At 70.0% G+C, this 19,529-nt stretch carries 16 protein-coding genes and 1 pseudogene; 10 read left to right on the top strand and 7 right to left on the bottom strand.

Features of this window, described 5'->3' with window-relative positions; genetic code table 11:
- The first annotated feature begins 669 nt into the window (after nt 1–669).
- Genes AC5DRG_RS09775 through AC5DRG_RS09755 form a run of 5 tightly spaced genes read left to right on the top strand, consistent with a single transcriptional unit; the run spans nt 670 to nt 4,963 of the window.
- Nucleotides 670–1,890, top strand: a complete 1,221-nt coding sequence (locus AC5DRG_RS09775) for a PAS domain S-box protein (protein WP_491809605.1) — start codon at nt 670–672, stop codon at nt 1,888–1,890.
- Nucleotides 1,887–2,273: an STAS domain-containing protein gene (locus AC5DRG_RS09770; RefSeq protein ID WP_491809604.1), complete on the top strand. Its 387-nt coding sequence runs from the start codon at nt 1,887–1,889 to the stop codon at nt 2,271–2,273. Before AC5DRG_RS09775 ends, AC5DRG_RS09770 begins: the two co-directional genes overlap by 4 nt.
- Nucleotides 2,274–2,287: 14 nt before the next feature.
- Complete coding sequence (locus AC5DRG_RS09765; protein ID WP_491809603.1) at nt 2,288–2,701, top strand: ATP-binding protein; 414 nt, start codon at nt 2,288–2,290, stop codon at nt 2,699–2,701.
- 13 nt (nt 2,702–2,714) lie between these two features.
- Complete coding sequence (locus AC5DRG_RS09760) at nt 2,715–3,746, top strand: SpoIIE family protein phosphatase (protein ID WP_491809602.1); 1,032 nt, start codon at nt 2,715–2,717, stop codon at nt 3,744–3,746.
- A 38-nt stretch (nt 3,747–3,784) separates the two neighbouring features.
- Nucleotides 3,785–4,963: a PAS domain-containing sensor histidine kinase gene (locus AC5DRG_RS09755; RefSeq protein ID WP_491809601.1), complete on the top strand. Its 1,179-nt coding sequence runs from the start codon at nt 3,785–3,787 to the stop codon at nt 4,961–4,963.
- Nucleotides 4,964–5,378: 415 nt separating this feature from the next.
- On the opposite strand, the gene AC5DRG_RS09750 is transcribed toward AC5DRG_RS09755, so the two are convergent.
- The 3 genes from AC5DRG_RS09750 to AC5DRG_RS09740 form a co-directional block, all read right to left on the bottom strand.
- On the bottom strand, nt 5,379–5,570 hold the full coding sequence (locus AC5DRG_RS09750) for a hypothetical protein (protein ID WP_491809600.1): 192 nt from the start codon (nt 5,568–5,570) through the stop codon (nt 5,379–5,381).
- A 227-nt stretch (nt 5,571–5,797) separates the two neighbouring features.
- Nucleotides 5,798–7,369 carry an oleate hydratase gene (locus tag AC5DRG_RS09745; protein ID WP_491809599.1) on the bottom strand — a complete coding sequence of 524 codons (1,572 nt, stop codon included), beginning with the start codon at nt 7,367–7,369 and terminating at the stop codon, nt 5,798–5,800.
- A 209-nt stretch (nt 7,370–7,578) separates the two neighbouring features.
- Entirely contained in the window at nt 7,579–7,986 is a 408-nt protein-coding gene (locus AC5DRG_RS09740) for an STAS domain-containing protein (protein WP_491809598.1), read from the bottom strand.
- A 290-nt stretch (nt 7,987–8,276) separates the two neighbouring features.
- Between AC5DRG_RS09740 and AC5DRG_RS09735 the strand changes: the two genes are divergently transcribed.
- The 4 genes from AC5DRG_RS09735 (at nt 8,277) to AC5DRG_RS09720 (ending at nt 11,210) form a co-directional block, all read left to right on the top strand.
- Entirely contained in the window at nt 8,277–8,717 is a 441-nt protein-coding gene (locus AC5DRG_RS09735; RefSeq protein ID WP_491809597.1) for a pyridoxamine 5'-phosphate oxidase family protein, read from the top strand.
- A gap of 262 nt (nt 8,718–8,979) precedes the next feature.
- Nucleotides 8,980–9,678, top strand: a complete 699-nt coding sequence (locus AC5DRG_RS09730) for an NADPH-dependent F420 reductase (protein ID WP_491809596.1) — start codon at nt 8,980–8,982, stop codon at nt 9,676–9,678.
- Between the two features lie 648 nt (nt 9,679–10,326).
- The gene (locus tag AC5DRG_RS09725) at nt 10,327–10,530 is read left to right on the top strand and encodes an STAS domain-containing protein (RefSeq protein WP_491813004.1); all 204 of its coding nucleotides are present in this window, start codon (nt 10,327–10,329) and stop codon (nt 10,528–10,530) included.
- Between the two features lie 86 nt (nt 10,531–10,616).
- On the top strand, nt 10,617–11,210 hold the full coding sequence (locus AC5DRG_RS09720; RefSeq protein ID WP_491809595.1) for a TetR/AcrR family transcriptional regulator: 594 nt from the start codon (nt 10,617–10,619) through the stop codon (nt 11,208–11,210).
- A 257-nt stretch (nt 11,211–11,467) separates the two neighbouring features.
- Here AC5DRG_RS09720 and AC5DRG_RS09715 read toward each other — a convergent pair whose 3' ends face one another.
- The 4 genes from AC5DRG_RS09715 to AC5DRG_RS09700 form a co-directional block, all read right to left on the bottom strand.
- Entirely contained in the window at nt 11,468–13,423 is a 1,956-nt protein-coding gene (locus tag AC5DRG_RS09715; RefSeq protein WP_491809594.1) for a PAS domain S-box protein, read from the bottom strand.
- Nucleotides 13,424–13,905: 482 nt separating this feature from the next.
- Nucleotides 13,906–15,390 (bottom strand): anion permease, encoded by a 1,485-nt coding sequence (locus AC5DRG_RS09710; RefSeq protein ID WP_491809593.1) that lies wholly within the window; start codon nt 15,388–15,390, stop codon nt 13,906–13,908.
- Between the two features lie 333 nt (nt 15,391–15,723).
- Nucleotides 15,724–17,463: a sensor histidine kinase gene (locus AC5DRG_RS09705; RefSeq protein ID WP_491809592.1), complete on the bottom strand. Its 1,740-nt coding sequence runs from the start codon at nt 17,461–17,463 to the stop codon at nt 15,724–15,726.
- A gap of 679 nt (nt 17,464–18,142) precedes the next feature.
- Nucleotides 18,143–18,655 (bottom strand): hypothetical protein, encoded by a 513-nt coding sequence (locus AC5DRG_RS09700; RefSeq protein ID WP_491809591.1) that lies wholly within the window; start codon nt 18,653–18,655, stop codon nt 18,143–18,145.
- Nucleotides 18,656–18,903: 248 nt separating this feature from the next.
- On the opposite strand from AC5DRG_RS09700, the pseudogene AC5DRG_RS09695 reads away from it, so the two are divergent.
- Nucleotides 18,904–19,017: pseudogene (locus AC5DRG_RS09695) on the top strand (Acg family FMN-binding oxidoreductase); the annotation flags it as partial.
- Nucleotides 19,018–19,529: the final 512 nt, after the last annotated feature.

The raw sequence follows: 19,529 nt of genomic DNA, 5'->3' as shown, positions 1-19,529 counted from the left end.
AGGTCGTGGCCACGCATGAGCACGGGCCGGCATCCGTGAGGGTCGCCGAGGCACTGGCTGGGCACTGGTGCCCCGGCAAGGTGATCTGGAAGGAGACGTCGTTGTCAGTGAGGCGGGCGGTGAGCTGGGTTGATTCGAACAAGTGTCGTTGCAGCTGTTCGGGGGTGTCGGCTAGATGGTGGGCCAAGTAGGGGAGGGCGTTGAGAAGCTCGGGCGAGGGTGTCGACTGTTTCGGTGGGAGTAGCGGTACCGAGAGTTCGGAGCGCGCTGAGGGCGTTGATCCGCTGGTTTTCCAGTCGTTGTAGGTGTGGCGGAGGACGTGGCCGGTGTGGAAGGCGGCGAGCACGTCCAGCAGGAGCTCTTTGCGTATGCACGCGGTCTTGGGGTGGCCGGCGTAGGTGTCGGGGGCGTCCGGGCGGGGCGAATGGTCGTGAGAATCCCTTTTGGGATCCTGTCTGTCCTGGATGCGCGGTGCGGGGCAGCGCCCGGCGCCCTCGCCTGCGCCGACGTCGTGGTCTGCGGTGCGCGGCCGTTGAGCGGTTCGGTGTGCCGGGTGCCCTGATCGGTTGCGGTGGGGGGGGCGGGTAGCATCGGCCGCGCCGGGATCAGGGGGCCACCAGGGAAGGTACCCGGCTCGGGGATGGGCGATACGGAAGGGCGGGGCGGGCCATGACGACGCCACCGGGAGGCGGCCGGGATCCGCAGGCGAGCCTGCGTGATCTTGAGGCGATGCTGGACGCGGTCACGGACCATGCCGTCGTCAAGTTGGGGCCGGGCGGTGAGGTGGTCCGTTGGAGCCGCAGCGCCCAGGTGATGACCGGCTACACGGAGCCCGAGATCGTGGGTCGCTCGGTGTCGGTTCTGCACACCGAAGACGACCGCGGCGCCGGGCTGATGGAGCAGGAACTGGAGTCCGCCTGCCAGGACGGGCGGCGGGAGTTCCAGGGCTGGCGTGTCGGCAAGGGTGGCAAGCGGTTCCTCGCTCACATCGCCCTGACGCCGGTGCGCGGCGAGGACGGGACGGTGACCGGCTTCGTCGAGGTCTTCCGGGACGTTACGGAGAGCGCGCGGGCTGAGTCGTTGTTCCACGGCCTGCTGGAGTCGGCCCCGGACGCGATGGTGATCGTGGGACAGGACGCGCGGATCGTGCTGGTCAACCGGCAGACGGAGGCGCTGTTCGGCTTCGAGCGCGAGGAGTTGGTGGGCCGGGAGATCGAGGTGCTGGTGCCGGCGCGGTTCCGCGACCGCCATGTCGGCCATCGCTCCGGCTTCCTCGCCGATCCCCGGCTGCGGCCGATGGGCGCGGGGCTGGAGTTGTCCGGGATGCGCCGGGATGGGACCGAGTTCCCCGTCGAGATCAGCCTGAGCCCACTGCAGACCGCCGAAGGACAGCTCGTGGCGGCGGCCATCCGGGACGTCACCGAGCGCCGGGAGACCGAGCAGAGGCTGCTACGGCAGCGCGACGAGATCCTGGAGCTGTCCACGCCCGTGATCCAGGTGTGGGACAAGGTGCTGGCGCTGCCGATCATCGGGACGCTGGACACGCTACGGGCCACCCGGCTGACTGAGGGGCTGCTGGAGAAGATCGCGCAGACCCAGGCCGAGGTGGCCATCCTGGACATCAGCGGGGTGCCCACCATCGACACCCAGGTTGCCCAGCATCTGCTGAAGACGGTGCAGGCGGCCGCCCTGATGGGGACGGTGAGCATCATGAGCGGGGTGCGGCCGGAGACGGCCCAGTCCATGGTGCATCTGGGCATCGACATGGGGCGCCTGCGCTCCCGTAACACGTTGCAGGACGCCTTGCAGCTGGCGTTGGCGGTGCTGGCCGAGCGGGCCGGGACCGCAGCGGCGGCCGCCCGGGCGCTGACGTCGGGGGAGTCGCGGTGACCGAGGACGTGGTTCCGGTCATGAAGATCGGTAACACGCTGCTGGTCGCGTTGCACGGCGACCTGGACGACACCACGGTGATCCAGATCGAGGAGCAGCTCACCCGGGAGGTCGCGCGCACCGGTGCGTCGGGCATGCTCATCGACGTGAGCCGGCTGAGCGTGGTCGACTCGTTCATCGCCCGGGTACTGGCCAGGATCGTGGCAATGGTCCGGCTGTTGGGCGCACAGGCGGCCGTGGTGGGGATCCAGCCGGCGGTCGCCATCACCCTCGTGGAACTCGGCGTGCCGATGGGGCATCTGGACACCGCGCTCAACGCCGAACAGGGCTTGGCCCTGCTGGAGCGGCTGCGACGCGCCGATACCGGTACGGACCGCCCGTGACCGCCGCTGGTGCTGTGACGGACAGGGAACCGTCCGTTTTCGACATCGTCGACGAGTCCGACCTGATCCGCGTCCGCAAGGTGCTGCGCACCGAGGCCGAGGCCGTGGGGCTCAACCTGGTGGACGCGACCAAGCTGATCACGGCCGGCAGCGAGCTGGCCCGCAACATCCTCAACTACGCAACCGACCACCGTGGCCGGGTCACCGTCGAGCAGGTACACCGGCAGAGTCGGCGGGGTGTGCGGGCCACGTTCGCCGACGACGGTCCGGGCATCGAGGACATCGAGGCGGCGCTGACCGACGGCTTCAGCACCCGGGGCAGCATGGGGTTGGGCCTGCCGGGAGCGCGGCGGCTGGTGGACGACATGACCCTCACCTCCGCCGCCGAGTCGGGCACGACCGTGGTGATCGTGAAATGGCAGCGGTGAGGGTGGTATGGGTGTGGCGGCCCTGAGCGAGAGCGAACACCGCCGCTATGCCGTCGCGGCAGAGGAGGACGTCGGCGCCCTGCGCCGTGCGGTGGCCCGAATGGCCGCCGGACAGCACGCGCTGCGCCCGGGAGTGGCCGAGCTGGTGGCCACCGAGCTGGGCACCAATCTGCTCCGGCACGCCCATCCGGGCGGGTATGTGCTGGCCCGGAAGGCCGGGGTCGGGATCGAGTTGCTGTCCGTCGACCATGGCCCGGGTATGACTGCCGCTGCACTCGCCCCGTCGGCCGGGGCGGCCTCGCCCGTAGCGCCGCCCTCGTCCCGCGGGGGCGGTCTGAAGGCGGGGCTGAATGTCGTCAGGCGGAACGCCGCCGAGTTCGACTGGTACGCCACCCGCCGCGGCACCGTCGTTTACGCTCGGCTTGGCGTCCCTGTACCGGCCGGGCACGCGGGTTGGCGCTTTGGCGGGGTCAACGTGCCCCTCGGCGGCGACGGCGAGTCCGGGGACGCCTGGGCAGTCGCGCCCGGCTCACGGACAGCCGCCTTGGTCGTCGATGGACTGGGCCACGGCCCGGGAGCCGCCGTAGCGGCCCGCGCCGCGATCACCACCTTCGGAGGCGCTGTCGTCACCGACCTCGACCGGCTCGTCCGGCGCACCCACGAGGCGATGCGTGCCACCCGCGGCGGCGTCCTGGGCGCGTGTCTGATCGACCCCGGGCGCGGCGAGTTCGTCTACGCGGCGGTCGGCAACATCACCGGACGGGTCGTCACCGGCACGCGGTCCGTTCACTTGCTGGACCGTCCCGGCACCCTCGGCACCCAACTGCCCATTCCCACCGTCCGCCTTCAGCACGGCCCGTGGGAGCCCGGATCGACCCTCATCCTGGTCTCCGACGGCATCCGCTCCGCCTGGAGCCTGGAGGACCACCCGCGCCTGCTGGACCATCATCCGGCGATCATCGCCGCCGTGGTCCATCGTGAGTACGGCCGGGCCACCGACGACGCCACCGTGCTCGTGGTCCGCCAAGTCACGGCCGTGGCATGATGAGTCGGTTCTCGTCACCACGCGAAGGGCGGTCAGATATGGGGGACGTCCATGGCCTCCGGATCGCCGACGGCACGGACGACGCGGCCGGACAGCAGGCCGAACTGGCGCGCCGCGCACAGCTGGTGGACGAGCTGAGCCAGGAGCTGGACGACACCAACCGCGGCCTGATAGCCCTGCATACCGAGCTGGAGGCGGCCCGGCGCGCCGAAGCCCGGCTCGCCGCCATCGTGGCCTCTTCCGACGATGCCATGATCTCGGTCGGCCCCAGCCACCTCATCCAGACCTGGAACCCCGGCGCGCAGCGGCTGTTCGGCCACACCGAGCAGCGCATTCTCGGCCAGACCATCGACACGCTCATGCCCGGCGCGGCCTTCCACGTCTTCCAGGCAGTGGTGGAGCAGATCCGTTCCGAAGGGCACGCCGACTCCTACCAGAGCCGCTGGCTCCGTACCGACGGCACGGACGTCGATGTGGCGGTCACCGTCTCGCCGATGCGCGACGCGGAAGGGGCTCTGATCGGCTTCTCGACGGTGGCGCGGGACATCACTCACCAACTGGTCGCCCAGGCCGAGTTGGCCGCCGCCCGCGCCGAGCGCGAGGTGATGGCCGAGCGCGACCGCATCGCCCGCGACTTGCACGACATGGTGATCCAGCGGGTCTTCGGCGCGGGCCTAGCCCTGCAGAGCATCACCGCTCGCATCACCCGCCCCGACGCTGCGACGCGTATCCACACGGTCATCGGCGAACTCGACGCCACCATCCGCGAGTTGCGCGGCACCATCTTCAATCTCAACCAGCCCACCCAGAAGGCGGCCAGTCTCCGCGCCCAGGTCCTCGGCGAGACCGCCACCGCGCAGAACCGGCTCGGCTTCGCCCCCTCGGTCGAGTTCGACGGCCCTGTCGACGCCGCCCTGCCCGACGAAACCGCCGCGCACCTGCTCGCCGTGTTGCGTGAGGCATTGTCCAACGTTGCCCGCCATGCCCACGCCACCGCCGCCTGGGTCGCGGTCCATGCCGGAGACGAACTGCTCCTGGACGTCTCCGACAACGGTCGCGGTCTGGGCCGGCTCACCCACAGCAGCGGCCTGACCAACCTGCGCCGCCGCGCGGAGAAGCTCGGCGGCACGTTCGAGGTGGCCGACCGTCCCGAAGGCGGCACCCGTTTGTGCTGGCGCATCCCCCTCACCACCGAAGACGCGGCCCGCACCCCCTGACCCCGTCAGGTCGGCATCGGACGGCCCGACACGCGCGATGCGCGCCCTTCCTTTGGGTCAAGCGGGCCGGTGTCGTCTGGCCGGTTCGGGGAACTCAGGGGGACCGAAGAGCAGCCCGGGGGGACCGCCTTGCTCCCGCGGCCGACTGGTCGCGGGAGCCGGCCGCTCCCATCAGGGCTGCTGGCAGCGGCCGGCATGCTGAGTGGTCAGCCTCCCTCAGCTTTTCCCAGACCAGCGGGAGGCACGTCTCGTGGTTGACGTGGCCGTGTCCTGATACGGACGGTGCCTGTTGGGACGGTGACACGACGCGTGCATGTGTCGGCGGTCCCAACTCCGCCCCGGCGTCGGGTCTGGGACCGCACGTCCGCCGGAAGGCGACCAGCGGCGGGAGGCTCTGGGCTGTCATGGCCCTCGATCAAGTCCCGGAGCCTCCCGTCTGCCGGGCCCCAGGCCAGGCGGCGGCTTGTCCGGCCCGGGCCTCGATACGGGCCGACGGATGGGAGTCGGTGCCGGTCTGGATGATCGTGCTGCTGACGGTCAGCCGACCGGAGACCCGCTGGGCGGCGTCCCGCCGCTTGGCCGACGCATCCAGATCCGCCCGCGGCATGGCGTCGACTCCCGCCCTCGGTTACCAAGCCACTCCGCGGGCACGGTGAGGCGGCGTGGCAGACGACAGTTGCCACGACCGCCCCTGGCACCGACTCCCGCACCTGCACTACGAGTTGTCGCCGCGTCGGCCACCCCGACCGTCCGGCGGAGGCGGTCGAGGCGCTCACCCACACGGCGTTAAGGGCTCGACGCCACCCGAACGCGTCTGCCGATCGCCCCACGCGGTTACCGGCGGTGCATGGTTTCCAGGGCAGCGGCCAGGACGTGGGGGTCGTGGTGACCCTTGTAGACGGCAGGCGGTCGCCTGTCGAGGCCGAGGAGTTGGGCCACGGCTGTCCAGGCGGTGCGTACGGAGTACTCGACGGTGAAGACGACGTCGTCTGGCACCTCCGCGAACTGCCCGATGAAGGCGAGGTTAACCGATCCATCGGGTACGACCTTTGGCCGGTCGTCGCGGCGGCGGGCCAGGAACTGGCTGGTGATGTACGGCATCAGGCAGGGCACGACGGTGGAGGTCTCAAGGACGCGGGCCGCCGTCGGTTCGTCGAGGTGCAGGTGGTGCAGGACCTCTTCGAGGATCTCCCGGCCGGAGCACATCGTCATCGGCTTGGGCGTGTTGTTGCCCGCACGTCCGGGGAACAGTCCATAGCCCCACCAGACCGAGACGCCATCGGGCTGGTCGCGGTAGACCGGCTGGCGGTTGGCGACGATGGTGAGCAGCCAGTTGGAGTCGGTGAAGGTCATCAGGCCGCCCTTGCCGGTCTCGCGGCCGCTGAACTTCGCCAGGGCGTCGAGGAAGACAGGGTCCGTGGTGGTGACGGTGAACGACTCCCAGCGGGACTCCTTGACGTGCTTGTCGAAGGGGTCCGGGTTGCCGAAGTCGTCGCGTCCCCTGGCCAGTCGGTGCCACAGCAGCCAGGCGGCCGAGCGGTGGGGAGCCGGTGGCGGTGCGGCGGTATGCGAGCCGAGGCTGGAGGCGTCGGTCATCGAGCCGTTGGTGACCAGGACCAGGTCCTCGGAGGACACGGCGATCTTCTCGTCGCGTCCGTTTCGGGAGAGATAGATGGTCTCGACTGTGGTGCTCCGGTGCCCGGGCGCGAGGCCGAGGTCGGTGACGTGGCAGCCGGTGTCGACGGTGACGCCGCGCTCGCGGAGCCAGGCGATCAGCGGCCGCACGATGGAGTCGTACTGGTTGTAACGGGTCCGGTAGATGCCCGACATGGACGAGAACTCGGGGAAGAGGTGGATGAAGCGCCTCAGGTAACGCCGGAACTCGATCGCGCTGTGCCAGGGCTGGAACGCGAACGTGGTGCACCACATGAACCAGAAGTTCGTCGTGAAGAAGTGCTCGCCGAAGCAGTCCGTGATCCGCTTGCCGTCCAGGTGTCCCTCGGGGGCCGCCAGGCACCGCACCAGGTCCAGGCGGTCGTGTTCGGAGAAGCCCATGGAGCGGGTGTCGACGATCTTTCCGTCGCCGTCGACGAGACGGGCGATGTCGTCCCAGGCGAAGTCCTCGTGCCCGGCCAGGATCTCCTGTGTCACGGACACCGACGGGTCGTCCAGGGTGGGAATGGCGGACAGCAGGTCGTACGTGCAGCGGAACTCGGCCTCGAACATCCGTCCGCCGCGCATGGTGTAGCCGGCGTCCGCCGTGCCGCCCGCGTCCAGGCTGCCGCCGATGTTCCCCTGCCCTTCGAAGAGGCGGATGTCCGAACCCTGGAAACCGCCGTCGCGGATCAGGAACGTCGCCGCGGACAGTGCCGCGATGCCGCTGCCCACCAGATACGCCTTCGCCATCACACAACTCCTCGTCCTCGCCCGTCGATCGGGAACCACGTCACCCACGGTTCCCCACGCCGCCACCGCCGTCAGTGGGCCGATGGTCACCGCCTTACGGTCCAAGCGGACTTGACCACGGTCTGCCCGGACTCAGAGACAGCCCCTCGCCGTACACGCGCACAGACGCGGACGTCACAGCGGCCCGGGCAGCGGACCGATTCGCCGGCCTACCAGCCCTGGTATGAGCCCGCATGGGCGGGGACGTCGCCGGTCTCGGGCGTAAGGGCCAGGGTCGCGTCCACGCTGGGGTGCAGCTCGAAGACCCCTGCCAGGCCCACGGCGCGAAGGATCCGCCGGAAGCGGACGCTGTTGGTGACCAGCCGCAACCGGCCGTGCCGGGCCACGACTCGGTTCCGAGCCCGGCACAGGACCCCCAGACCGGTGCAGTCGATGAAGGCCATCGAGCGCAGGTCGAGCACCAGATCGGGGTGCGGGTCAGCGGTGAGCGCCTCCAGCCGGGCCGCCAGGGACGGCGCAGTGAAGATGTCGATCTCGCCGCGCAGCTCCACGACGGTTGCTTCACCGACGGTGCGTTCCGTGTGGTGAGGCGCGGGCTTGGTGCCGATGTCGGACATGGTCTGAGACAACAGGGCGAGGCGAGACGAGGGAAGGGCCGATCGGCCCTGCGGCCGGACCGGTCGGACCTGCCGGGCAACAACCCTGAACTCGCACATGGGCTCAAAGAACAGTCGCTGTGACCTGCGGGTGCGTATCGGGGTCGCTTGCCGTCCGGCGCCGGATCCCGGTGGGACTGGGGCTGCTTTCCGGCACGGCCAGGTCCGATGGCCCCTCACCCCGCGCTGCCCTTCGGCTGAGGATGGTCTGAAACCGCACACCGCGGTACTCGGCGAAAGACGGACTGGTCATGTACCCCAACGACGGATTCCGTGAACTCGACCCGCAGGAGTGCCTCCGTTTGCTGGCACAGGCGCCGGTCGGCCGCATCGTACACACGCGACACGCCCTGCCCGCGGTGCTGCCCGTCAACTTCTGTCTTGATGGCGACGGCACGGTGCTGCTGCGCACCTCGGCCGCCTCGGAGCTGGCCCGCGCGGTCGACGGGGCGGTGGTCGCCTTCGAGGCGGACGAGGTCGACGCTGCGAGGAACGCCGGCTGGAGCGTCGTCGTCACCGGCCGGGCCACGGTCGTGACCGATCCTGGCGAGCAGAAGCGGCTGGCACGGGTCGGCCCGAGTTCCTGGGTGCGCTCGCCCGAGGAGGTCTTCGTCCGCATCAGCCCGGAGCTGGTGACCGGGCGCGAGCTCGTCGGGGGCCGCACGCTGTACGGGGTGGACCTCCCCTTGTGAGCCGGGCCCGGGCGCGGACGGCCCGGTCCGAGGACGGGGGCCGAACGGCCGTGATGGGTACACGACTCAGCGATCACCGCGCCGTGGCGCCCTCCTCGCTGGGACAACACGGCCGTCCTGCGGTGCTGCGGCAGCTTTCCGGGTGGTTCTTCGGGATGCTGTCAGCATACCTGCTTGAAATACCGAACCACTCGGTTTAGTTTTGAAGGGACGTCGGACGGCTCGGTCGAGGCGTTCACCGCTCTCGGAAGGACCCACGCTCATGCGTTACGCAGTTCTCGGCACCGGCATCGTCGGCCGGACGATCGCCGCCAAGCTCGCTTCCCTCGGTCACGAGGTCGTCATCGGCACCCGCGACCCGAAGGCCACGCTCGCCCGTACGGGGCCCGACGGCATGGGCAACCCGCCGTTCTCGCAGTGGCAGTCCGCGCACGGGCAGGTCCGCCTGGAGACCTTTGCCGACTCGGCCGCCTGGGGCGAGACGGTCGTCAACACCACCGCCGGCGCGAGCAGCCTGCAGGCCCTGGAGGCCGCGGGCGCGGCGAACCTCGCGGGCAAAGTGCTCATCGACGTCGCCAACCCGCTCGACTTTTCCGTCGGGATGCCGCCGTCACTGAACCCGGCCAACACCGACAGCCTCGGCGAGCAGATTCAGCGCAGCTTCCCGGAGGCGAAGGTCGTCAAATCCCTCAACACCATGAACTGTCAGATCATGGTTGATCCGTCCCGAATCGCGGGCGAGCACACCGTGTTCGTGTCCGGCGACGACACCGGCGCGAAGAAGCAGGTGACCGAGCTGCTGGTCTCCTTCGGCTGGCCCGCGCCGAGCGTCATCGACCTGGGCGACATCAGCACCGCCCGCGGCACCGAGATGCTTCTCCCGATCTGGCTGCGTCTGTGGGGTGCGCTCGGCCACGCCGACTTCAACTTCCACATCGCCGGCGCTCGCACCGCCGTCTGACGGCGTACATCCGGCGACGTACTGAGGACGAGACACGGCGCATGCGGCGTCGTTCCCGCTCCTCCACTGCGCGAAGCATTGTCGGAGAGCTCCCGCTCCGGACGAAATCCCTGTCCAGGCCGTCCCAGCCTGCGTAGTGCCGTCAGCGTCGGGTGAACAGTCGGAGACCTGGTGACAATCCGACTTCCGATCCCTCTGGTACCGGCCCAGGCTTTGCACAGGGCAGTCGGGGCAATCGCCCCACACAGGCTCCCAGCCCCCGAGCCGCGCGACGACCGACGCGAAGCCGGCTGGAGCCGCACCGCCGACTGCACAGCTCCGGCCCCGTCCTCCCGGTGTGCATCCCAACCGGGCAACTCCCGCTGCCCGCCGCCGGGAGGACACCTCGCGCGAGGACGCGATCGCCATGCCAAGCACCCTGCACATGTCCGGAGCGGGTCCGGTGGCCTCCGGCGTCGGTACCGGGGTGACGCAGTCACCGAGTCGAATCGCCGTCACTCGGGAAGTGGGGCCGGCACAACACCTCACAGTGGTGTGCGCGTACTGCACTCGCCGGGGTCTGGGGCGTCGGCCCTCGACGGAGCGGGACAGGGGGCCTCCTCGGCCAACCGGACGGCACGCAGCCACTGACCACCAACTGACTGGACGATCGATCTCAGTCCCACCGAGTTCTTCGCCTGCTCCGGCCTGAGGCTGTTGTGCCCCGCCCACAAGAGCGCCCGGACCCACGGCGGTCACCTGCTCCTGGTCTGCCCCCACCCCATGATCCTGCGGATCCCGCAGGCGGCTCGCCTCGCCGACCTCTTTCGCCCCATGACCACCCTGGACGAGGCCATCGACCGGTCCCCCTGACGCCAGGTTCCTACAGCCGCTCGCCGTGCCCCCGCGCTGAATCCCGTACCGAACCGCTCGGTGCGGGATTCCCCTATCCTGTCCGGATGGGTGACACGCAGACCAAGAGCGCGGGACGGCCGCGATCGGCCGAGAAGGACGCCGCCATCCTCCAGGCGGCCTTGGAACTACTCGCCTCGCACGGCTACACCCGGATGAGTCTCAGCCAGGTGGCCGCCGCTGCCAACGTCAGCAAATCCACCATCCACCTGCGCTGGAAGACCAAGGCAGACCTCCTCACCGCGGCCCTCGCAGCCTTGCGCATGGCCGACGCCCCGCCGGCCAGCGGCAACACCCGGGCGGACCTGACCGCCGTCCTGAAGGACTTTGCCGTGACCGTGGAACGGGTGCGCGGTATGGCCCTCATCGGCACCTGCTTGGCCGAGGAGGCACACACCCCCGAACTCCTCGCCTTGTTGCGGGAACGCACCGTCATGCCCAGGCGAGCGCTGCTGCGCGAGGTCCTCGAACAGGCCCGTGACCGCGGTGAGATCCGCCCCGGCGCCGATCTGGAAGCAGCCGTCTCCGCCCTCCTCGGCCCCTTCTACGCCGACTACATGGCCGACCGCAGCGGCCGTACGGGCTGGGCAGAGGACGCGGTCGACCTCGTCCTGGCCGGCCTGCGCCCTACGGACGACTAGACAACGGCAGCGCGCCGCCAGGCGCCAGCCATCCCGACAGCACCAGGGCCGTCTTACAGGCCAAACCGTTGCCACGGCGCACGCCGACCGCTGCGGCAACGGCCGCGGGCGGGCCCACACCGAGGTCGAGCAGCGCGATGGTCCGGAAGTAGAGGGTGCCTACTGGTAGTCCGCGGCCGGCGCAGCGGGCGTGGCGACCGATACCGAGCCGAGCGGGCCCGTTCGGGCAAGGCGCTCTGCGGGTAGTGCAGCGCGGCTCACAGCTTGAGCGTGAACCAGGTGCTCTTGCCCTCGTCGGTGGGGCGGACGCCCCAGCTGTCGGCGAGGGCACGGACGAGGAGGAGACCGCGTCCGGATTCGTCGTCCTCGGCCGCGAAGCGGGGCTGGGGGAGGTGTGGGCTGTGGTCGCTGACCTCGACGGTGAGATCGGTGGCGGTGCGGCGCAGGTGCAGGCCGATGGGGCCTGCGGCGTGCTGGACGGCGTTGGTGAGGATTTCTGAAAGCAGGAGAAGCGCTTCGTCCACCGGAGTGGCGCACTCCCAGGCGGTGAGGGCCTTGCTGAGGAAGGCGCGCCCCTCGGGTACGGAAGACGGTAGGGCGGGGAGGTCGGTGGTGAGCGCTGCCAGCGGTGCGGCCGGGAGCTGGGCCAGGAGCAGGGTGACGTCGTCGTCGTGGCTGTCGGCGTCGGGCAGCAGGCTGGCCAGGACGTGCTCGGCGGCGGCTTCCAGGCAGGGGGTGCCGGTGAAGAATTCGTTCAGTACGGCGGTGAGTTCACCGACTCGTTCCTCGATGTCGCTGCCGGGTGTCTCGACCAGCCCGTCGGTGTAGAGGATGAGGGCGGCTCCTGGTGGGATATCCGCACTGGACTGCTCATAGAGAATGTTGCCCACGCCGAGGGGAGCATTCACGGGCGCGGGGAGGTTGCGGACACCGGCACCCGGGGCGGTGACGAGGACGGGCAGGTGGCCCGCGGAACAGACGGTCACGGTGCCGGTGTCCGGGGCGATGATCACGTAGCAGCAGGTGACGAGCTGGTCGGGGACGTCGAGATCAGTGACACAGGTGTCCAGGGCCTGCATCAACTGGCGCGGCTGCATTCCGGTCTTGGCCAGTGCGTGTGCCGCCGAGCGCAACTGGCCCATGACGGCGGCGGCTTCGAGGCCGCGGCCCATGACGTCGCCGATGAGCACACCTACCCGCCCGGCGCCGAGCGGGATCAGATCGAACCAGTCGCCGCCCACGCCGGCGCCCTGGGTCGCGGGACGGTAGCGGCTGGCAGTGGCCAGGCCCGGGATGGCCGGCGGGGTGCCCATGAGACTGCGCTGCAGGGTGAGTGCGATGTGCCGCTGCTGCTCGTAGAGGGTCTTGAGTTCGGCCTCCGCGTGCTTGCGGTCGCTGATGTCCCGCACGATGGCGCACGCGCCGACCACCGTGCCACCGGTGTCCCGGGTCGGCCACAGCGTGACGTCGACGTCCAGCAACGCGCCGGACTTGGTGAGCCGCAGCGTCTCGAAGTGCTCGACCTTCTCGCCGTGCCGAAGCCCCTCCAACAGGGCGTTGATCTCGTTCTCCAGGCCGGACGGGGCGAGCAGGGACACGTGTCGGCCGATGGCCTCCTCGGCCGTGTAGCCGTAGAGGCTCTGTGCGGCGGTGTTCCAGTAGGTGATGAATCCGTCGAGGGTCTTGGCGAGGATCGCGTCCTGGGACGACTCGACCAGTGCGGCGAGTTCGTTGATGCGGGCCTCGGCTGCTTTGCGGTCGCTGACGTCGCGGACGGCGGCGGAGACCAGCAGCCCGTCCGAGGTCTCCAGCGGGCTGAGACTGATCTCCACGGGGAACTCGGTGCCGTCCTTGCGCAACCCGCGCAGATCGAGCCCGGCGCCCATCGGCCGCACCTGGCGATTGGCCGCGTAACCCTCGCGGTGCAGGGTGTGCTGGCTGTGGAAACGGTGCGGCATCAGCAACTCGACCGGGCGGCCCAGCAGTTCCTCGCGCCGGTAGCCGAACAGCACTTCGGTCTGGGCGTTGACGAGCTTGATGGTTCCGGTGTCGTCGACGATGACCATGGCGTCCGGCGCCGCTTCCAGCAGTCCCCGGAACCGCTCCTCGGCGGCTCCCGGCCCGCTGTCGCGCACGGCCGTGCTGCGCCGACACTGGTCCAGGCCGACTGTCGGCGCCGACAGGGCCAACTCCGGTCCGACGAAGTCACCCATGCGCACCTCCTGGTTCACTGCCGTGCAGTGTTGAAGGCCATCCCAACGCAGTGGGAACCCCGCTGCCACCACATGTCGCTTACTGTCCGTCCCTTGCTCGAACCTGTCCGTGGCCGACATGCTGGACGGTCGACTCCCGGTTCGACCGGAACCCCGGGGCAGGTCCTGCGGCCCATGTCCCGGGCGGACGCCGTGTACGGCACTCCGCACATCGTGAGCGATGTGATGACCTGCACCGCCCGGTCAGGCCCTGGTCACTGGGGGATACCTGTGTCGTTCCGCAGGGGGCAGTGGAGTGGTGGCGAGCGCCGGCTGACAGGGGATCAGGTCGAGGTCGGCGGTGGGGTCTGCACGACATAAGGCCGGGTCGCCGTCCGTGCGGACGCACCGGCCTTCCACCGGCGCGGGTTTTCGTGGCTCACGCGGTCCGGCCCGGCTACAGCATCCGGGCCGGACGGTCATCGCGTTCTTGGCGGGTGCGTTCACCAGTGGCCGAGGATCTTCAGCCACACGGCGCCGACGCCCATCCAGATGACGATGTTGGCCGCTGCGGCGGCCAGGCCGGTGCGCCACCACTCGCCGAGGGTTACGTACCCGCCGCCGAACAGCACGGGTGCCGGGCCCGAGGCGTAGTGGGTCAGACCGCCGTACAGCGAGCTGATGAAGCCGAGCACCAGCGCGGCCATCACCGGCGGCGCCCCGGTGGCCACAGCCGCCGTGAGGAACGCGGCGTACATCGCGGCCACGTGCGCGGTGTTGGAGGCGAACAGGTAGTGGGAGAACAGGTAGACCAAGGTCAGGGCCACGAAGGCGGCCTGCCACCCCACGCCGGAGACGGCATCGGTGATCGAGTCGCTGAACCAGCCGATCACGCCGAGGTCCTGCAGTTGGCCGGCCATCATGACCAGGACGGAGAACCAGACCAGGGTGGTCCAGGCCGACTTCTCGGCGACCAGGTCGGCCCAGGTCAGTACGCCGGTCACGAGCAGCAGGGCGACGCCGGTGAAGGCGGAGACGGTGGCCGACAGGTCCCAGACCTGGCCGCCGACCGACCAGAGCAGGAGCAGCAGGACGAAGACCGCTGCCATGGTCCACTCGTTGCGGGACATCCGCCCGAGCTCGGCGAGCTGGGCGCGGGCCTGGCCCGGCGCCTCGGGGGTCTGGCGCAGTTCCGGCGGGAAGATGCGGTACAGCAGCGCGGGGAGGACCAGCAGGGCGACCAGGCCGGGCACGATCGCCGCTATCGCCCACGAGGTCCACGTCAGCTGTACGCCGTGGTCGGCGGCGAGCTTCTGCACCAGTGGGTTGGCGGCCATGGAGGTCAGGAACATGGCGCTGGTGACCGTGTTGACCTGCATCGCGGTCACGCTCAGGTAGGCGCCCAGCTTGCGGCGGCTCTCGTCGCCGGGGTGTGAGCCGGCGGTGGTGCTGAGCGAGCGGATGACGGGGTGGATGACGCCACCGGAACGGGCCGTGTTGCTGGGCGTGGCCGGAGCCAACACCAGGTCGGTCAGGGTGATGCCGTACGCCAGGCCGAGGCTGCTGCGGCCCAGGGCCCGGACGAACTGCAGCGCTATCCGGCGGCCCAGGCCCGTCTTGGTGAAGCCGAGGGAGATGAAGAACGCCGCCACGATCAGCCAGATCGTCGGCTCGGAGAAGCCCCCCAGCGCGACATCCGGCTCCAGCGTGCCCGTGATCATGGTGGCGGTGAGGCCGACGAGGGCGACCGCGCCCAGCGGCAGGGGCTGCAGGATCAGGCCGAGCACTGTCGCGGTGAAGATGGCCAGGACCGCCCACCCGCCGGACTTGATCCCGTCGGGCTGCGGCAGCAGATAGACGATCAGCCCGGCCGCGACGGGGACGAGCCACTTCAACGTCGTCCACGCCGTGGCGGCCCTGGGCCCGGACTTGGTGGGGTCCGGGGCGGACCCGGCGAGTGATCCTTCGGTATCCCGGAACGGGCTCATGTTGCCATCCCATGCGTAGGTCCCGGCACGCCTCGGAATGCTCAGCCGGAACAGGTTCGAGCTTTCGCATCTACGGTGACGGGCGGAGGAGGGCCCTGGCGCGAGGCGACCGGCCCCAGCCGTGGGGCCGAACGGCACTACAGGGGACGCCCGAACGGCGTGGCACACCGGGCCGCATGACGCCGAGTCAGCGCAGGGGCGGAAGCGTGCCGCGACAGCCCTCGGCCTCGTCGTGCTGGTGGTCGCGGCCGGGACTGTCGGCTACGCAGCGGGCGGCGACACATTAGTGAAGCGCCACGACGGGCACTGGACACTGGTCCGCCCTGTCCCGGACTACTCTCCGTCCGTTGCGGGCAGGGGAACGGTCCATTCCATGACGGTGCCAGTGGGCCGGTTGGCCCCGAGCGTCAGGCTGCCGCCCAGGTCGGAGGCGCGCCGCTGGAGGTTGGCCAGGCCGCTGCGGCGGGTGACGGCCGGATCGATGCCGGAGCCGTTGTCGGCCACGCGCAGCAGCAGCCGGGTGCCGTCCGTCTCGGCGGTGACCTCGACGCGCGTGGCGTGAGCGTGCCGGGCGGCGTTCGACAGTGCCTCGCGCAGCACTGCCAGGAGGTGCTCGGCATGGTCGGAGGGCACGTGGGTGTCGAGCAGACCGGTCATGCGCAGTGAGGGTGCGAAGCCGAGCGTCTCGGCGGCCTGGTCGGTCTCGGTGACCAACTGGGCGCGCAGCCCCCCGCGGCCCCCGGAACGGTCGTGCTCACGCAGCGCGAAGATCGTGCTGCGTACCGTCTTGATCGTGTCGTCGAGATCGTCGATCACCCGCTGGATGCGCTCGGCCGCCTCGGGCCGGTCGGCCACCCGGCCGAGCACCGAGTTGAGGGTCATCCCGGAGGCGAACAGCCGTTGGATGGCCAGGTCGTGCAGGTCGCGGGCGATGCGGTCGCGGTCGTTGAGGACCAGCAGCTGATCCGCGTCCCGGCGGTGCTCGGCGACCTCCAGGGCGAGCGCGGCCTGGTCGGCGAAACCGCCGATCATGGCCATGGCGGCGTCGGGGAAGTCCGGGCCGCCGGGCCGGTTGGCGATCTGCAGCACCCCGCGCACCTGCTCGGCGGTGCCCAGCGGGAGGAGGAATCCGGGCCCCAGGTCAAGCCGCCCCGCGGAACCGCCCTCCGCCTCGGGCTCCGCCGACAGCCTGCTGCTGGTGATCCGCTCGCTGGAGTGGTAGACCTTCGCGGCCAGCGACGTGGCCGCCAGCACCAGCCCGCGCACCAGCTCAGCGCCCTCGCCGTCAGCGGCCTCGATCACCAGGCCGTCGCCGTCGTTGAACGGCACCGCCAGCGTGACCAGATCGGCCCCGGCCAGCCGCCTGACGGTCGCGGCGACCTGATGCAGCACCTGGTCCGGGTCGGTGCCCGACAACAGCCCGCGGGTCAGCTCGCCACTCGCCGCCAGCCAGCGCTCCCGGCGGCGTGCGTCGTCGTACAGCCGGGCGTGCTCGATGGCCACCCCGGCTGCCGCCGCCAGCGTGCGCAGCACCGCCTCGTCATCGTCGTCGAACTGACCCCCGCCGCGCTTCTCGGTCAGATACAGGTTCCCGAAGACCTTCTCGCGCACCCGCACCGGCGCACCCAGGAACGTGGTCATCGGCGGATGCCCTTCCGGGAAGCCCACCGCCTCGGGATGCCGGCCCAGGTCTGCCAGCCGCAGCGGCTCCGGCTCCCGGATCAGCAGCCCCAGGATGCCCCGGCCCTCGGGATAGTGGCCGATCGCGCCGATGGTCTCCTCGTCCACACCGACCGTGATGAACTGCTGGATCCGCCCTTCCTCGCCCAGTACCCCCAGCGCCCCGTACTCGGCGTCGACCAGGGCCACCGCGGACTCGGTGATCCGCCGTAGTACCACATCGAGATCCAGGTCGGAGCCGATCGCCAGCACCGCATCCAGGAGCGTGTGCACCCGGTCGCGAGTCGCCCCGACCCGCGACACCTGGGCCTGCAACCCCTCCAGCAGATCGTCCAACTGCGACTGGGGCGCCGCCGATCTGTCCCTCGGTCGTTCTGCCGGGGTGCCCGCCATTCCCGTTCCTTCCGGACTAGGTGCCTCTGGCACGTTCCCAGAATGCCCCCAACGGTACGGCCGATGCACGAACGGGCGTGTGAAGAGCAGGGATCGCGGCAGCTACGACACCGCCTCTCCGACCCTCGCATCGGGTCGAGGATGGCGCGATCTTGTCCGCATCGGCGAGGAGAAAGCGCGACGAACGGTGCGCTGGCCGGGCGTTTGGTGCTCTGGAGACCGGTCTGCTGCGAAGGGACAGCGGTGTCCCGCTCGCAGGCATGGTCCGGCGCAGGATGGGGGAGCTCAGGGGCCGGCCGCCGGTGTCCGCCCGCGCGCTGCCGACCGGGCTCCAGGAGAGCTCATCGACGATCCCGGGCCGGCCGGGTGGCTCGAGGCCGTACGTCTGCAGGGCCAAGCCGTCCGGCTCGTCGGTGGCCGGCCTCCTCCTCGTCGCCCAAGGGGCCGGGGCCCGCCGCCCCCGGCCCGGAACCTCCACCTCCCCTTCTCAAGGCTTCGGACCGGGCCGAGGGCCTGTCCGGGGACGTGCCCGCGCGGGCACGAGGTCGACGACCCGCGTAAGACCGCGGCCCTTCACGAGGCCGTCCCCCTGGCGCGCTGGGCACGGAGGCCGCGATGATTTGAACAAAAGTGTTCAGCCCAGCGAGGCGCCCGAGTACTCCAGTCTTCTCGCGCCCCGTTACGACGTTCCGGTATCGCGCCTCCTCCAGACATCGAGGTTGGCGCCCCGCCAGGACTGGCGTTGTTCATCGGTGGAATGGTCGACCATCCAACGCTGCAGAGCATCGATATCGGTACCCATTTCGGTTGCCGTAGGCACGAGCATGGTGCGAAAGGTCAGCTCGTACCACCAAGAGAAAGAATCCCCGAAAAGGCGGGATACGTATTTCTCCTGAACGGCCCCGTATTCAACAGCAAGCCATAACCTTTGGAAAAAGTAGATCACTTGATCCAGGTCGGCCGCGCCGGAGTAGCCCAACTGATCCCTGAGCTCCCGATAGTCCAGTTCAGGGTGGCCTCTGAGCAGCTCTGCCGCAGCGTGACGTGCGCGTATCATGTCCGAACTGTTGTATTCTCGATGAAGATCAAAGGTGAAATTGAGCCGCCGTTGGCTGTCGGCTGCCCGTCGGGCAAGGGAGGCGCCGACGAGGACACCGAGAAGGCTGGCTATAACACCAAGTGCCGTATCCATGGTTCTCCCCCAAGGGCAAGTGGGTGCTGCGGATTCGGGTGCCGGGGTCTCATCCTGAAGGCCAGTTACGAAGCTTTATTGATCAGGCCGCCTGCGCCAGGTAGTACAGGGTGATGTCGCGCCGTTCGGCAGGGCGGGCCGTGCGGCGGGTGAGGCGCCTGGTCATCAGTGTGATGGTCGCTCGGGTAATGAGTTCCCGGTAGCCGGCAATGATCTGCTCGTAGCGCTCGCGGTTTATGTGACCGGTCCGCGACCCGGTGGCGGGCGAGGGCCACGTGCAGATGGTGCTGCGCCTCGGATACGGCCCACAGGGCCCCGCCACGCCACGCCGCCCCGTCCGGGACGTCCTTGAGGCCGGGTAACCCGGACATACGGATGCCACGTGTCCCGGCGTCAGTCGTGACGTCCTGCACGGGGTGCGAGCCGCCCGTTGGCCAGGGAGTACATCCTCACCTGGTACGTGACCGGGTCGATCCGGCCGCGCATCCGCTGTCCCACAAGCCGCCGCTCGGCGGCCTCGAGCGCGGAGCGACGGTCCCGGAGCCGACGCCGCGGCGACCGACGGCTCGTAGCCGGTGCCAGCAGGCGGGCCGTGTCGTACAACGCGCCGACAAGAATCAGCAGACAGAGCAAAGCGGCTACGGCAACCATGGCATCGGCCCTACGAGGAGCGGCTCCACCCGGTACGGGCGGTCGGTGTCAGCCTGTTCCCGGACGGCCTTCCGGTACAGGGCCCACTCGGGTCACTGCACGGGCCGACCGTCCCTTTCGCCACTTGGTCGGGTCAGGGCGCGCAGATGGGGACGAGCTGCGCCGCCCGACCGGAGTGGACCGGGGGAGGCGAAACGCTCGGGGCCTCTGGGGGCCCGGGCGC

This window comes from Streptomyces sp. JLBG701, from assembly GCF_058544905.1.
This window is presented reverse-complemented; position numbering and strand designations above follow the sequence as displayed.

Coding starts and splice junctions, on each gene's coding strand:
- AC5DRG_RS09775 (WP_491809605.1), top strand. CDS start 670: ATGACGACGCCACCGGGAGGCGGCCGGGATCCGCAGGCGAGCCTGCGT.
- AC5DRG_RS09705 (WP_491809592.1), bottom strand. CDS start 17,463: ATGGCGGGCACCCCGGCAGAACGACCGAGGGACAGATCGGCGGCGCCC.
- AC5DRG_RS09730 (WP_491809596.1), top strand. CDS start 8,980: ATGCGTTACGCAGTTCTCGGCACCGGCATCGTCGGCCGGACGATCGCC.
- AC5DRG_RS09745 (WP_491809599.1), bottom strand. CDS start 7,369: ATGGCGAAGGCGTATCTGGTGGGCAGCGGCATCGCGGCACTGTCCGCG.
- AC5DRG_RS09740 (WP_491809598.1), bottom strand. CDS start 7,986: ATGTCCGACATCGGCACCAAGCCCGCGCCTCACCACACGGAACGCACC.
- AC5DRG_RS09710 (WP_491809593.1), bottom strand. CDS start 15,390: ATGAGCCCGTTCCGGGATACCGAAGGATCACTCGCCGGGTCCGCCCCG.
- AC5DRG_RS09755 (WP_491809601.1), top strand. CDS start 3,785: ATGGGGGACGTCCATGGCCTCCGGATCGCCGACGGCACGGACGACGCG.
- AC5DRG_RS09715 (WP_491809594.1), bottom strand. CDS start 13,423: ATGGGTGACTTCGTCGGACCGGAGTTGGCCCTGTCGGCGCCGACAGTC.
- AC5DRG_RS09720 (WP_491809595.1), top strand. CDS start 10,617: ATGGGTGACACGCAGACCAAGAGCGCGGGACGGCCGCGATCGGCCGAG.
- AC5DRG_RS09750 (WP_491809600.1), bottom strand. CDS start 5,570: ATGCCGCGGGCGGATCTGGATGCGTCGGCCAAGCGGCGGGACGCCGCC.
- AC5DRG_RS09700 (WP_491809591.1), bottom strand. CDS start 18,655: ATGGATACGGCACTTGGTGTTATAGCCAGCCTTCTCGGTGTCCTCGTC.
- AC5DRG_RS09735 (WP_491809597.1), top strand. CDS start 8,277: ATGTACCCCAACGACGGATTCCGTGAACTCGACCCGCAGGAGTGCCTC.